Source organism: Fundidesulfovibrio magnetotacticus, assembly GCF_013019105.1.
GTDB classification, from domain to species: Bacteria; Desulfobacterota; Desulfovibrionia; order Desulfovibrionales; family Desulfovibrionaceae; genus Fundidesulfovibrio; species Fundidesulfovibrio magnetotacticus.
In genome coordinates, this window is record NZ_BLTE01000002.1 from 272,514 (window position 1) to 285,813 (window position 13,300).

12 protein-coding genes are annotated in these 13,300 nt (G+C 68.8%); 10 read left to right on the plus strand and 2 right to left on the minus strand.

From position 1 onward, the window contains the following. Position 1 precedes the first annotated feature (1 nt). The 3 genes from pta (at position 2) to NNJEOMEG_RS04220 (ending at position 3,999) form a co-directional block, all read left to right on the plus strand. On the plus strand, positions 2 to 2,095 hold the full coding sequence (gene pta / locus NNJEOMEG_RS04210; RefSeq protein WP_173081611.1) for a phosphate acetyltransferase: 2,094 nt from the start codon (positions 2 to 4) through the stop codon (positions 2,093 to 2,095). A 32-nt stretch (positions 2,096 to 2,127) separates the two neighbouring features. Next, a complete protein-coding gene (locus NNJEOMEG_RS04215; RefSeq protein ID WP_173081613.1) occupies positions 2,128 to 3,339 on the plus strand; it encodes an acetate kinase in 1,212 nt (403 codons plus the stop codon). Between the two features lie 117 nt (positions 3,340 to 3,456). After that, positions 3,457 to 3,999, plus strand: a complete 543-nt coding sequence (locus NNJEOMEG_RS04220; protein ID WP_173081615.1) for a hypothetical protein — start codon at positions 3,457 to 3,459, stop codon at positions 3,997 to 3,999. A 148-nt stretch (positions 4,000 to 4,147) separates the two neighbouring features. On the opposite strand, the gene NNJEOMEG_RS04225 is transcribed toward NNJEOMEG_RS04220, so the two are convergent. Then, positions 4,148 to 4,591, minus strand: a complete 444-nt coding sequence (locus NNJEOMEG_RS04225) for a flavodoxin (protein ID WP_173081617.1) — start codon at positions 4,589 to 4,591, stop codon at positions 4,148 to 4,150. Between the two features lie 393 nt (positions 4,592 to 4,984). Here NNJEOMEG_RS04225 and NNJEOMEG_RS04230 point away from each other — a divergent pair, with 393 nt between their 5' ends. The 7 genes from NNJEOMEG_RS04230 to NNJEOMEG_RS04260 all read left to right on the plus strand — a co-directional run bounded on the left by NNJEOMEG_RS04230 (position 4,985) and on the right by NNJEOMEG_RS04260 (position 12,144). Then, on the plus strand, positions 4,985 to 5,320 hold the full coding sequence (locus NNJEOMEG_RS04230; RefSeq protein ID WP_173081619.1) for a cupin domain-containing protein: 336 nt from the start codon (positions 4,985 to 4,987) through the stop codon (positions 5,318 to 5,320). A gap of 116 nt (positions 5,321 to 5,436) precedes the next feature. Further along, positions 5,437 to 6,078, plus strand: a complete 642-nt coding sequence (locus tag NNJEOMEG_RS04235; protein ID WP_173081621.1) for a DUF2491 family protein — start codon at positions 5,437 to 5,439, stop codon at positions 6,076 to 6,078. Positions 6,079 to 6,154: 76 nt separating this feature from the next. Next, positions 6,155 to 7,141: a hypothetical protein gene (locus tag NNJEOMEG_RS04240; protein ID WP_173081623.1), complete on the plus strand. Its 987-nt coding sequence runs from the start codon at positions 6,155 to 6,157 to the stop codon at positions 7,139 to 7,141. Between the two features lie 88 nt (positions 7,142 to 7,229). Continuing rightward, a complete protein-coding gene (locus tag NNJEOMEG_RS04245; RefSeq protein WP_173081625.1) occupies positions 7,230 to 7,991 on the plus strand; it encodes a hypothetical protein in 762 nt (253 codons plus the stop codon). Positions 7,992 to 8,258: 267 nt separating this feature from the next. Further along, complete coding sequence (locus NNJEOMEG_RS04250) at positions 8,259 to 8,813, plus strand: hypothetical protein (protein ID WP_173081627.1); 555 nt, start codon at positions 8,259 to 8,261, stop codon at positions 8,811 to 8,813. Between the two features lie 23 nt (positions 8,814 to 8,836). Further along, positions 8,837 to 9,607 (plus strand): TSUP family transporter, encoded by a 771-nt coding sequence (locus NNJEOMEG_RS04255; protein WP_173081629.1) that lies wholly within the window; start codon positions 8,837 to 8,839, stop codon positions 9,605 to 9,607. 212 nt (positions 9,608 to 9,819) lie between these two features. Next, positions 9,820 to 12,144, plus strand: a complete 2,325-nt coding sequence (locus NNJEOMEG_RS04260) for a mechanosensitive ion channel family protein (RefSeq protein WP_173081631.1) — start codon at positions 9,820 to 9,822, stop codon at positions 12,142 to 12,144. 159 nt (positions 12,145 to 12,303) lie between these two features. On the opposite strand, the gene NNJEOMEG_RS04265 is transcribed toward NNJEOMEG_RS04260, so the two are convergent. Then, complete coding sequence (locus NNJEOMEG_RS04265) at positions 12,304 to 13,296, minus strand: NAD(P)H-dependent glycerol-3-phosphate dehydrogenase (protein ID WP_173081633.1); 993 nt, start codon at positions 13,294 to 13,296, stop codon at positions 12,304 to 12,306. Positions 13,297 to 13,300: the final 4 nt, after the last annotated feature.

Genomic DNA, 13,300 nt, shown 5'->3' on the forward strand with positions numbered 1-13,300 from the left:
CATGGCTAAGAACCTCTACATCATCGCCACCGAAGCCCGCAGCGGCAAATCGGCCATCTGCCTGGGCGTGATGCAGCTCCTGCTCAAGGATTTCCAGCGCGTCGCCTTCTTCCGCCCCATCATCTCCGGCTCCGCCCAGGGCAAGAAGGACCACGACATCAACCTGATCCTCTCGCAGTTCTACCTGAACATGCGCTACGAGGAGACCTACGCCTACACCCTCGACCAGGCCCGCGACATGATCAACCAGGGCAAGCACACCGTGCTCCTGGAGAACATCGTGGCCAAGTTTAAGGAGCTGGAGGCGCGCTTCGACTTCGTGCTCTGCGAAGGCACCGACTTCCTGGGCTCCGACTCCGCCTTCGAATACGACATCAACGCGGAAATCGCGGCCAACCTGGGCATCCCCGTCATCCTGGTTGCCAACGGCCACGACAAGCCCGTCGACACCCTGGTGCCCTCCACGCAGATCGCCATCGACACCTTCGCGGAAAAAGGCCTGGACATCTTCGCCACCATCGTCAACCGCGTGGACCCGGGCATCGAGCAGAAGGTGGTGGAAGGCATCACCTGCAAATACATCGGCGGCCAGGACTGCCTGACCTACGCCATCCCCGAGGACGCCACCCTGGGCAAGCCCACCGTGGGCGACGTGGCCAAGTGGCTGAACGCCCAGGTGCTCTACGGCGACAACCAGCTCGACACGCCCATCGACGACTACATCGTGGCCGCCATGCAGGTGGGCAACTTCCTGGACTACGTGAAGAAGGGGGCGCTGGTCATCACCCCCGGCGACCGCGCCGACGTGGTGCTGGGCTGCTACGCCTCGCGCCTTTCCACCAGCTATCCCGACGTGGCCGGCATCGTGCTCACCGGCGGGCTGGACCCCCACCTGAACATCAAGAAGCTCATCGACGGCTGGACCGGCGTCCCCCTGCCCGTGCTCATGGCCGAGGGCCACACCTACAAGGTGGCGCGCATCCTCATGGACCTCTACGGCCGCATCGAATCCGACGACCAGAAGAAGATCGCCACCGCCCTGGGCACCTTCGAGGCCCACGTGAAAAGCGACGACTTCCGCGCACGCCTGGAGGCCAAGCGCTCCTCCAAGATGACGCCCAAGATGTTCGAGTACAGCCTCATCGACAAGGCCAAGAGCGACAAGCAGCGCATCGTCCTGCCTGAGGGAACCTCGGCCCGCATCCTGCGCGCCGCCGACATCCTCCTGCGCCGCGGCGTGGCCGACCTGACCATCCTGGGCAAGCCCGCCGAGGTGGAGCCGCTCATCTCCCAGCTGGGCCTGGACCTCTCCGGCGCGCAGCTCATTGATCCCGCCAAGAGCGAATTCTACGAGGACTACTGGACTTCCTACTACGAGATGCGCAAGTCCAAGGGCGTCACCGAGGAGATGGCCCGCGACCAGATGCTCTCCCCCACCTACTTCGGCACCATGATGGTCCAGAAAGGCCAGGCCCACGGCATGGTCTCTGGCTCCATCACCACCACCCAGGAGACCATCCGCCCGGCCCTGCAGATCATCAAGACCAAGCCGGGCATGTCCATCGTGAGTTCGGTGTTCCTCATGTGCCTCTCCGACCGCGTGCTCGTCTTCGGCGACTGCGCCGTGAACCCCACCCCAAACGCCCAGCAGCTGGCGGAAATCGCCATCCAGTCGGCCCACACGGCCCTGGCGTTCGGCGTGGAGCCGCGCATCGCCATGCTCTCCTACTCCACGGGCGCATCGGGCTCCGGCGCGGAGGTGGACAAGGTGCGCGAGGCCGTGAAGATCGCCAAGGAGCTGGCCCCCGAGTTCAAGCTCGAAGGCCCCCTCCAGTACGACGCCGCCATCGACCCCGAGGTGGCCGCCCTCAAGATGCCCGGCTCCGAGGTTGCGGGTAAGGCCTCCGTGTTCATCTTCCCCGACCTCAACACCGGCAACAACACCTACAAGGCCGTGCAGCGCGCCGCCCAGGCCGTGGCCATCGGCCCCGTCCTCCAGGGCCTGAACAAGCCCGTCAACGACCTCTCCCGCGGCTGCACCGTGGAAGACATCGTGAACACCGTGGCCATCACCGCCATTCAGGCGCAACACTAAGACCCAAGCCCCATTCAAGGAGCCTTCGACCCATGAACGTTCTCGTGCTCAACTGCGGCAGCTCGTCGCTCAAATACCAGCTCATCGACATGGACACCCACGCCGTGCTCTGCTCCGGCATTACCGAGCGCATCGGCGAAGCCATGGGCAAGATCACCCACAAGGCCTTCCCCGGCACGCCCGGGCAGAAGGTGCTCAACGTGGAGGAGCCCTTCGCCGACCACACCGCCGCCCTGGGCCGCTGCGCCGGCCTGATCACCGGCGGCGAGGCCCCCGTGGCCAAGGCCTCCGAGATCGGGGCCATCGGACACCGCGTGGTGCACGGCGGCGAGGCCTTCAAGCAGCCCACCGTCATCGACCCCGCGGTGGTGGAGACCATCAAAAAGTTCTGCAAGCTGGCCCCCCTGCACAACCCCGCCGGGCTCATGGGCATCGAGGCCGCCACCAAGCTCTTCCCCGGCGTCACCCAGGTTGCCGTGTTCGACACCGCCTTCCACGGCAGCATCCCCGACTACGCCTATCTCTTCCCCATCCCCTTCGAACTCTACGAGGAGCTGGGCATCCGCCGCTACGGCTTCCACGGCACCTCGCACGGCTACGTGGCCAAGAAGCTCTCCCAGGTGCTCGGCAAGCCCTTCGAGCAGACCAGCTGCGTCACCGTGCACCTGGGCAACGGCTGCTCCATGGCCGCCGTGAAGAACGGCCAGTGCGTGGACACCTCCATGGGCCTCACCCCCCTCATGGGCCTGATGATGGGCACCCGCTCCGGCGACGTGGACCCCTCGCTCCACCCCTTCCTGGCTGAAAACAAGGGCCTGACCATCCAGCAGGTGGACTCGCTGCTCAACAAGCAGAGCGGCCTCAAGGGCATCTGCGGCCTGAACGACATGCGCGACATCCACGCCGCCCGCGAAAACGGCGACAAGAAGGCCGAACTGGCCCTGAAGATGTTCTGCTACCGCGTCACCCACTACATCGGCGCCTACCTGGCCGCCCTGGACGGCTGCGACGCCGTGGTGTTCACCGCCGGCATCGGCGAGAACGACCCCGACGTGCGCCAGCACGCCTGCGAGACCCTGGGCGGCATCGGCGTGAAGATCGACAAGGAGCGCAACTACGGCTTCAAGCGCGGCCAGATCACCAAGATCAGCACCGACGACTCGCCCGTGGCCGTCTACATCATCCCCACCAACGAGGAGCTGGAGATCGCCACCCAGACCTACTCCCTGGTGAATGGCAAGTAGGCTTTACAAGATCGAAAGTTCGTGTTTCTACCAAGGAGCGGTCTTAGACCGCTCTTTCTTCTTTCTAACCGGCTGGGTCGCCCCGGGCGGCCCCGCCTCCTGCTCCGGATGTGCCGCATGGCCTTGCTTCCCTTGATCACCAGCGCGGCCCTGGCCGCCTCGGGGATAGACGCCCAGGACGCTCCCGTCTGGGACGAACAACTGCGACTCGCATACTTGAGGAGGATGAACATGTCGGAGTCCGAACAGCTGCGTACCCACCTGGCCAACGCCTTCAACCAGCTCCCGCCCGAGGACGTGGAGGATCTCGCCTCCAAGATCGAGACCGTGCGCGAGAACTACAAGTTCCGCTACGGCAAGCTCATGGACTACGCCCAGTTCTTCGCGGGCGTCTCCATCAACGTGGAGCTGGAGAACCACAGCTCCTTCCCCCGCGCCGTGGAGCTGGAAGACCTGGCCAGCGGCAAGAGCCTCGGGCGCGTCTTCTTCAACCCCTGGCAGCGCAAGACCGTGCCCCTCACCACCCTCTGCGGCGGCTTCGCGCGCCTGCGCTACAAGACCCCCAAGATGACCCAGTTCGTGGATTCTCCCTTCCTCCAGGAAGGCGAGGTCTACCGCTTCACCCACGCCCGCGCCTCCATCGCCGGGCCTGCCGCCTAGAACGCGAAACGGCCGCCCGGGTTTCCTCCCGCCCGGGCGGCCGCCTGCGTCTCGCACGCGGGAACCTTTCCCGCTGCCGGGCTCGGGACCGGACGCCACGGCTTGCGCAAGCACGCGCCCGGCCCTCACTCGGAATCGGAGCGGGCCGCTAGGCCGCGGCGCGCAGCACCTCCCTGGCCCAGGCCATGGCGTCCGCCTGGTCCGGCTCGCCGTCCAGCTTGAGCCCCGGGGCCACCACGGTCGCGCCCAGCTGGGCCGCGCGCTCCTCGATGGCGTCCACGGCCCCGCAGAACCATTTGTAGCTCGAATCGCCGCACCCGAACACCGCCACCTTGCGCCCGGACAACCCGGCCTCTTCCAGGCGCTCGTAGAGCTCCTGGAAGTCCTCCTGGAGTTCCAGGTCCTCGTCGCCCCAGGTGGAGCAGCCAAGCAGCACCAGGTCGAACCCCTCGGCCAGCCCTTCGGGGTTCACGGAGGCCGCGTCGCGCAGCTCCACGCTCGCCCCTTCGTCCCGCAGGGTCCTGGCCACGTGGTCCGCCACGGACTCGGTGTTGCCCGTGGTGGAACCGTAGACGATCAGTGCCTTCGCCATGCGCGTCTCCTTGCGTGTCGTTTTGGGGCCGCCGGAGCGGCCCGGATGGAGAGGGAATAATTGAGAGTGATTTTCATTGTCAAAACATCCCGGGTCGCCGCCCACAAGACCAGCAGTCGCCTGCGTGGCCGGGCTTGGCCGGCTTGGCCGGGCTTGACGGGGCGTGACCTACTTGAACGGCCGCATGCTCCGGGTTTCCACGGCTGTCAACAAGCCCGGGCGCTCCCTGAGCAGGAGGGAACGCCGTGGGTCCGGCCAATCCCAGGCGGCTCACCAGCGGGCGCACCCTGAGCACCAGGGAACGCTCCCCCCCGCGAGCGGACGCTTCCCACGCCGCGCCACTTGCCGCGCCCCTCGCTCCACGGTATGGATGGCATCAACCAAGGAGCCCCCATGCCCGACCCCAAGCCTGCCTATGCCATCGCGGACAAGCTCGTCGTCGCCCAGGGCAAGGATGTGCGCGCCACGCTCATGACTTTCGAGTTCGGCCAGGAGATACCCTGGCACAGCCACACGCACGTCACGGACTCGTCCTTCTGCCTGGAGGGCGCGGTGGAGATCGCCTTTCGCGGGCCGGACGAAACCCGCGTGCTCGGGTGCGGCGAGTGGCTCCAGGCCACCGTGGGCCGCGCCCACCGCGTGCGCTGCCTGGGCCCGGGCCCCTGCCGCGTGCTCCTGGTGCAGGGCGTGGGAGAATACGACTTCGTTCCCCAGCCCCAGACGCCTTGACACCCGCGCGTCCATGACAATGATTTCATGAGATTGTCAGCCCCGAGGCGTTGCTTTCGGGAGCGCGCGCGAATACAATTACAGATTGGAAAGCTTTTCCACCGCGAGGAGACCCCATGTTCTGGAACAGCGGCAAGAAAGACCCCCAAACCTATCCCGGCTATCCCCAGCTGCCCCCGCCCCTGCGCGTGGGGGCCATCGTCTCCCTGGAACAGGGCGAGATCCTGCGTTACGACGGCTTGGGCCTCACCCTGCCCCTGCCCCAGGGCGACATGGTGGTGGAGGCCGTCTCGGGCATGGAGCTTTTCGGGCTCCGGGTGAGCCGCGCCTACGTCAAGACCGGCGGTCGCCAGGCCCTCTTCCAGTTCCAGCAGGACAAGGCGGGAACGCTCCTGGACGTGAACTGTTTCCAGGTGTTCGAGGAGATCTTCCCCGGCTCCGAGGCCGACTGGGGCCTCTGGCTGGGCGAGGGCGGGCTGATCGGCGGGGCAGACCTCAACGCCCCCAACGGGCGCTCCTACTCCCGCGACTGGGGCCAGGGCGCCTACGCGGCCCCCGTGGAGGCCGTTGAGCGCATCTTCACCGACCCGGCCCAGGCGCCCATCGAAGTCCCCCACAAGATGATGCTCTACAGCCGCGAGCTTTCGCCCGACGCCCAGGAGTACATGCTCCTCTCCGTGGACGAGGAGCCCGGACAGGTGCTCGTGCGTTGTCTGTCCGGGGTGGTCATGTCGCCCCAGGCCCTGAAGATTTTCTAAAGGCGCTCCGCGCGCCCCCCCCTTGTTCCCGTAGGGGATCAAGACACTTCAAGAAACGTTGCAAGAGGTGCTCCCCATGCGACCGCACGCGATCCTGGCCCTCGTGGTGGCTTTGACCCTCGTCTTCGGCCCCGTCGGCGCGGCCCTGGCCAAGAAAAGCGGCTCCTTCTCCAGCGGCGGCAGCCGCTCCGGCTCTTCGGGGTGGTCCAGCTCCAGCAGGCCCTCCACGCCGCCGCCCTCGTCGCCGTCCCCGGCCCCCTCGGGGTCTTCCGGCTGGAGCAGCACCAGCAAGCCCGCGCCCGCGCAGCAGTCCGCCACCCCGGCCCCCTCGGCCGCACCGCCCGCCGCCGCTGCCCCGGCGCCGTCCCAGACTCCCGGCGGCTGGTCCAACACCGCCGGGACCCAGGCCTCCGGGGCGGGCAAGCAGGCCGGAGGCTCGGCCTTCTCCAACGCCGGGTCCGACGCCGTGAAGCGCCAGGCCGCCGCCACCTCCTACCAGGGCTACCAGGGCCTCTACACCAAGCCCGGCAACCCCGTGTCCCCGGGTCAGGTTACCACCAACAAGCCCATCCTGAGCCAGAACCGCTCGTTCGGCTCCTACCAGGACTACAACCGCTACCGCGACAACTACTATTCCGGGCGCGGCTGGTCCGCCCCCGGGTACGCCTTCAACAGCTTCTCCGGCTTCGGCATGTGGGACGCCATGTTCATGTGGTTCATGCTCTCCAACCTCACTTCCGGGGCGGGCTTCTTCCACAACCACCAGGCCGACCCCGGCGTGCAGGCCTTCAAGCAGGAGGCCGCCAAGCTCGCGGAATCCAATGCGGATTTGAAGAAACAGCTGGACGAGATGAACGCCAAGCTCGACCAGATGAAAAAGGACGGCACGCCCGTGGACCCCACGGCCATGCCCAAGGACGTGGACCCCAACGTGGCCCTGGCCCAGCCCAAGATCGAGGAACCCAAGAACGCGGCGGGCTCGCTCTTCTGGCCCATCGTCACGCTGGTGCTGGCGGGCGGCGCGGCCTGGATGCTCTTCGGAAGGCGTCGCGCCGCCACGTGAGGCCCGCGGCGCCGCCCCGACACGGCTGCACCCGTATCATGACGCACATGCTCATGCTGTTCAAACGAGCGATTCGAGGAGAACGCACATGCTCAATTTCCTGAAGCACTTTTTCGTCAACAAGGCCCAGGACGCCCAGTCCGGCTTCGTGAAGATGCTCGTGGAGTTCGACCCCGAGACGGCCTCCGAGGCCGAGATCGGCGAGCTCGACGACGCCCTCACCAAACTCACCCGCCAGATGGTGGACGCCAAGAAGGCCTGGGAACGCGAGGACCAGGAGGCCCGGGAGATCCAGAAGAACTACGACCTGCGCCTGGCCGCCGCCGAACGTCTCCAGGCCCGCGCCGAGGCCGCGCCCGAGGGCGAAAAGGCACAGGTGGAGGCCAGCCTCGCCGGTCTCCTGGCCGAGCTGGAGAAGATGGTCCCCGAGATCGACCGGGAACAGCGCGAGGCCCAGGAGGCCAAGGCCTTCTACGACGAACTGGCCGAGGCCGTGAAATCCGCTTCCGAGCGCCTGAAGACCGCCCGCGAGCGCCTCAACGACGCCAAGCGTCGCATGGAGGCCGCCAAGGTGCGCATGGACCGCGCCCAGGAGCAGGAGGAGCGCGCCAAGGTGGTGGCCGGCATCAAGCAGCAGGCCGGGAACCTGGGCACCGCCTTCGACGCCATGACCCAGAAGGCCCAGGAGATGGAGGCCCGCACCGAGGTGCACGCCCAGAAGGCCCAGCTCCTGGCCCCCCCCAAATCCGAAGACCCCTACCTGGCCCAGGCCCTCAAGGAGGCCCAGGGCGTATCGACCCAGCCCCAGCAGAGCCTCTCCGACAGGCTGGCGGCCCTGAAGAAGAAATAACGCCGGGACTCAAGCATCCCCCGCCTCCCCCGCCGCGCCTCCGGGCGCGCGGGGCGAGACGGCGTATGCCGACCTCCGACTCGCTAGTCCGTCCGCGCCACGCACGCGCGGGTCGCGGCCGGGAACCATGCCCGGCTCCCCACCCGGCCGGACGAAACCGGGCTCTCCCGCCCCCAGGCCTTACCGGCGGCCCGGGACAGACCGTGGCGACCCTCAACCGAGCCGGAGGCGGCCCGGCCCCCTCAAGCCGCGCGCCCAGGAGCCGACATGCCCCACGAAGCGTTCACCATATCCCTGGGCCTGCCGCGCCTCGCTCGAACCGCCCTCGCGCTCGCCTGCCTCCTGCTGCTCGCGGGCCTCCTCTCTCCAGGGGCCGTCCGCGCCCAGCAGGACTCCCCCGGACGCTTCGCCACGCCCGAGGAGGTTCGGGGCTACTGGACCCTGGTCCCCTGGACCGACGCCCTCAAGGCCACCAACGCCCAGGACCCCTGGAAGCTCCCCTACCAGACCTTCGCCTTCCTCCCCGGCGGGGTCTTTGTCTCCCACATGGCCTCCGAGGACGCCCGCGACACCCCGCGCACCCTGGACGAACTGGCGCGCATCCTGCCCAAAACCACCCGCTGGGGCTTCGACAAGGGCTTCCTCGTCATCAGCCGCGCGGACGACCCGAAACATCCCGAGATCTGGGGCGTGAACCTGATCACCCGCGAATTCGAGCGCGGCGGCGTGCGCTTCCTCCCGGGCGACCTGCTCATGAGCCTGGACGACGGCAAGGGCAACGTGATCTACCGCAGGCATTTGCGACGCATCTCCGACGGCTGAACCCGTTCGACCGGAGCATCTCCTTGGAAGTCCTCCTCGTCTGTCTGACGGCCCTGCTGGCCTCGGGCCTCACGCTCTTTTCCGGCTTCGGCCTGGGCACTCTCCTCTTCCCGGCCTTCGCCCTGTTCTTCCCCGTGGACGTGGCCGTCGCCCAGACCGCCCTGGTGCACCTGGCCAACAACCTCTTCAAGCTCTCGCTCTTCTGGCGCGCCGCCGACCCGCGCACCGCCCTGGCCTTCGGCCTCCCGGCCATGCTGGCCGCCCTGGCCGGGGCCTGGCTCCTGGGCGCGCTGGAGGGCCAGCCCGCCCTGTTCACCTACCAGGCCCTGGGGGCCGTGCGCGCGGTCACGCCGCTCAAGCTCCTCATGGCCGGTCTCATGGCCTTTTTCGCCCTGGCGGAACTGCGAGGTTCCATCAAGCAGGGTCCGGCGCGGGGCGGCCTGTTGGCGGGCGGGCTCCTTTCGGGCTTCTTCGGCGGCCTCTCGGGGCACCAGGGGGCGTTCCGCAGCGCCTATCTGCTCAAGGCCGGGCTCTCCAAGGAGGCCTTCATCGCCACGGGCGTGGTGCTGGCCTGCGTCGTGGACTTGAGCCGCCTGGCGGTCTACGCCGGACACTTGGGCCGCCCCGAGGTGGCGGACCACGCGGGCCTGGTGACCCTGGCCTGCCTGGCCGCCTTCGCGGGGGCCTTCCTGGGCAAGCGCCTCGTGCGCAAGGCCACCATCGACGGCGTGCGCCGGGCCGTGGCCGGGATGATGCTCGCCGTGGCCCTGGGCCTGGCCTGCGGGCTCTTCTAGTGTCGTGTCCCGCGCACGGACCGGGCCGGAACGCCCGGGAACGGACGTGGGACGCCTCGCCGGAGTCGGTCGCCGTCACCTCGGCAGAACGCGCGGCCGCGTCCTGGCGCGTACCGGGCGCGACAGAGGCAGGCGCGGGCGCTTGTCATCGCGCTCCCATCGCTGCTAGCCTGAACGTGACCGCCTGCGTCCACGGCGGCCCTGGAGGCAGCATGACGGTTCGCCCTTCCCTTGCACTCCCCCGGCTTCTCCTGGCCGCGCTCCTTATCTTCTGCGCCGGGCAGGCCCTGGCGGCCAAACTCCCGGGCCAGTCCGGCCAGGGCAAGGCCGCTGCCCTGCCGGACGCCTCGGCGCTTTCGCCCGGCGGCGTGGATGCCTTCGTGGCAGGGCTTAGCGACGAGCAGGCCCGGAAGGTGCTCCGCGAACGCCTGGCCGCCGAAGCGGCCGCCCGCGTCCGGGACCAGGACGAAGAGCGCGGGCAGGCCGTGCGAGGCCCCTTTGAGCGCGCCGAGAAGGCCCTGCGCGGCCTGGGCGGGCAGGGCGGGGCGCTCGCGGCCCAGGCCGCCCGGGAGTGGACGGACCGCGCGGCCCTGCTCGATGCCGCGGGCGGCGCGAGCGTTCTGCGCTCCGCCCTGGCCCTGGCCGGCCTTGTGCTGCTGGGTGGGCTGGCGGCCTTCCTGGCCGCGCGGGCCGGGTCGAGACGCCTGGAAGGGCCGCTCCTAGGACGTCTGGAGACCATGGCGCTTGGCAGGCTCTGGGCCATGGCGGCCCGTGCCGCGCTCCACGCGGCCTCCGTGCTGGTCTTCGCGGCCGTGTCCCTGGGGCTTCTGGTGTCCGTCACCCAGCCCCGGGGGCTTGAGTACGTGACGACCTTCACCGCCATGGCGACCTGCACCGTGCTTCTCCTGTGGCGCGCGGCGTCGCTCACGCTCCTCGCGCCTGACAGCGCACTGCTGCGCCCCATCCCCTTGGACGACGCCCAGGCCCGCACCATCCACGCCTGGTTCATGGCCGTGGCCACGTCCTGCTTCTCCCTGGCCCTGGGGAGCTTCGTGCTGCGAAACGGCCTGAACGCCCAGGCCCTGGCCTCCCTGGTCTACGCCTCGGCGGGCGCGGTCACGGGGCTCGTGCTCTCGGCCATGGTCCTGTGCAACCGGCGCGAGGTGTCCCTGGCCCTGGCCTCGGGCAGGGCGGAACCAGACGAGGGCCCCCTGCGCGAGCTGGCCGCGCGCTGGTGGCACGTGCCCGCCTCGGCCTACGCCCTGCTGATGGGCCTGGCCTGGAGCCTGGCGGCCCTGGCCGACGACGCCACCATCGTGAGCCTGCTGGCCAGCCTCTTCCTGATCCCCGCCTGCATCGGCGCGGACCTCTGGGTGCGCCGCCTGCTGGCCGTGGCCTCGGGGGAGGACCGCGAGGTGATCCGCCTGGACGCCCCCGCGACCGCCGGAGAGGCCTCCCACGGCAAGGACCTCGCGGGCGGGGGACGCGCCTTCCGGGACTACGTGCCGCTCATCCGCAGGTGCGTGCGCGTGGCCCTGGTGGTTTTCCCGGTGTTCGCCATGCTGCGGCTGTGGGGCGTGGACGTGCCCCTGGGCTGGCTGCTGGCGCGCAACGTGCTCTCGGTGCTCCTGGTGCTGGTGGGGGGGCTGGTATTCTGGGAGATCGTGCGCATCCGCATCGACCGCCGCCTGAGCGAAGAGGCCGTGCTGCCCGGCGAGGAGATGGAGGAGGGCGGCGGCGCGGGTGGCTCGCGCAGCGCCACGCTGCTCTTGTTGCTGCGCAAGTTCCTCTTGTGCGTCATCGTGGTGCTGGGAGCGCTGGTGGCGCTCTCCTCGCTGGGGGTGGACATCGGGCCGCTCATCGCGGGCGCTGGGGTGGTGGGCCTGGCCATCGGCTTCGGCGCGCAGACCCTGGTGAAGGACATCATCTCCGGGGTGTTCTTCCTGGTGGACGACGCCTTCCGCGTGGGCGACTACGTGGAGGCGGGCACGGCCAAGGGCACCGTGGAGCAGATCTCGCTTCGCTCCATGAAGCTGCGCCACCCGCGCGGCATGGTGTTCACCATCCCGTACGGGGGGCTCAAGATCCTCCAGAACTACAGCCGGGACTACATCATCTCCAAGCTGGACTTCCGCGTGCGCTACGACGCCGACATCGAGAAGATCCGCAAGGTGATCAAGCGCATCAACAAGGCGCTCATGGCCGACGAGGACATCCGCAAGGGCATGCTTTCGGACATCAAGTCCATGGGCGTGCGCAAGATGGAGGACTCGGCCATGATCCTGCGCATCAAGTTCAAGACCGTGCCGGGCCACCAGTTCCTGGTGGAGAAGGAACTCTACCGCAGGGTGCAGGAAGGCTTCCGGGAGAACGGCATCGAGTTCGCCCACCGCAACGTGACGGTGTACCTGCCGCCCGAGGCGCGCGCGGGCGAGCCCCTGGCTGTCGCCGCAGGGGCGGCGGCTGCGGCCGAACTGGCCCGCGAGGAGGACGAAAAGCGGCTCCAGGCCGCCAAGGCCAAGCCCAAAGGGGAATGACCCTCCCGCCGGACGCGGACTCGGGCTCCTAGCGGCGCGGGCGCAGGCCCCCGGCAGCCCGGACGCAGGCCCTCTCGCCGGAGGCGGGCGCGGGCCCTTCCGGCGAAGGCACGCGAAACCCGGCCCGCCGAACGACGGGCCGGGCGTGGGTCAGATCGGTTATTCGTCGCGCAGGGAGCGGGCCATGAGGTCGCGCACGGCCTGCCCGGGGTCCTTGTCCTCGAAGAGCACGGCGTGCACCTGCGCGGTGATGGGCAGGTCCACCTTGAGGCGCGCCGCCAGGGTATGCACGGCCTGGGTGGTCTTCACGCCCTCGGCCACGGTGCGCATCTCCGTGAGGATGTCCATGAGCTTCTGGCCCTTGGCCAGCCTGCGCCCCACCTGGCGGTTGCGCGAGAGGTCGCCGGTGCAGGTGAGCACCAGGTCGCCCAGGCCCGAGAGGCCGGTGAAGGTCTTGGGGTCGGCCCCGAGCTTCGCGCCCAGGCGGGCCATCTCGGCCAAGCCGCGCGTGATGAGCGCCGCGCGTCCGTTGGCCCCGAAGCCCAGCTCGTCGGAGACGCCCGCCGCGATGGCGATGATGTTCTTCACCGCGCCGCCCAGCTCCACGCCGCGCACGTCCTTGTTGGTGTAGACCCGGAAGGAGTCGGTGGCGAACGCCTGCTGGATCTCGCGGGCCAGGTCCTTGTCCTTGCAGCCCAGGCTGATGGCCGTGGGCATGCGCCGGATGGTCTCGTAGGCGAAGCTGGGGCCGGAGAGCACGGCGAAGCGGTGCTTGCGTCCGCCCATCACGTCCTCGCAGACCTCGGACATGGTCTTGCCGGTGTCGAGCTCCATGCCCTTGCTGGCGCAGACGATGGCCGGGTTCTTGGGCAGGAAGTCGCGCATATCGCCCAGCTTGCCGCGCGTGAACTGGCTGGGCACGGCCATGACGAAGAGGTCCTTGCCCGCGCAGGCCTGTTCCAGGTCCAGCGAGACCTGGAGGTTGGGCGAGAGCTTCACCCCCGGCATGTACCATCCGTTCTCGCCCGTGGACTTGATCTGGGCCAGAAGTTCCATCTCGCGCACCCAGAGGGTGACGTTCTCTCCCTTGCCTGCCAGCAGGTCGGCCAGGGTGGTTCCCCAGCTGCCGCCGCCTATCACCGCTACGTTCATGGCT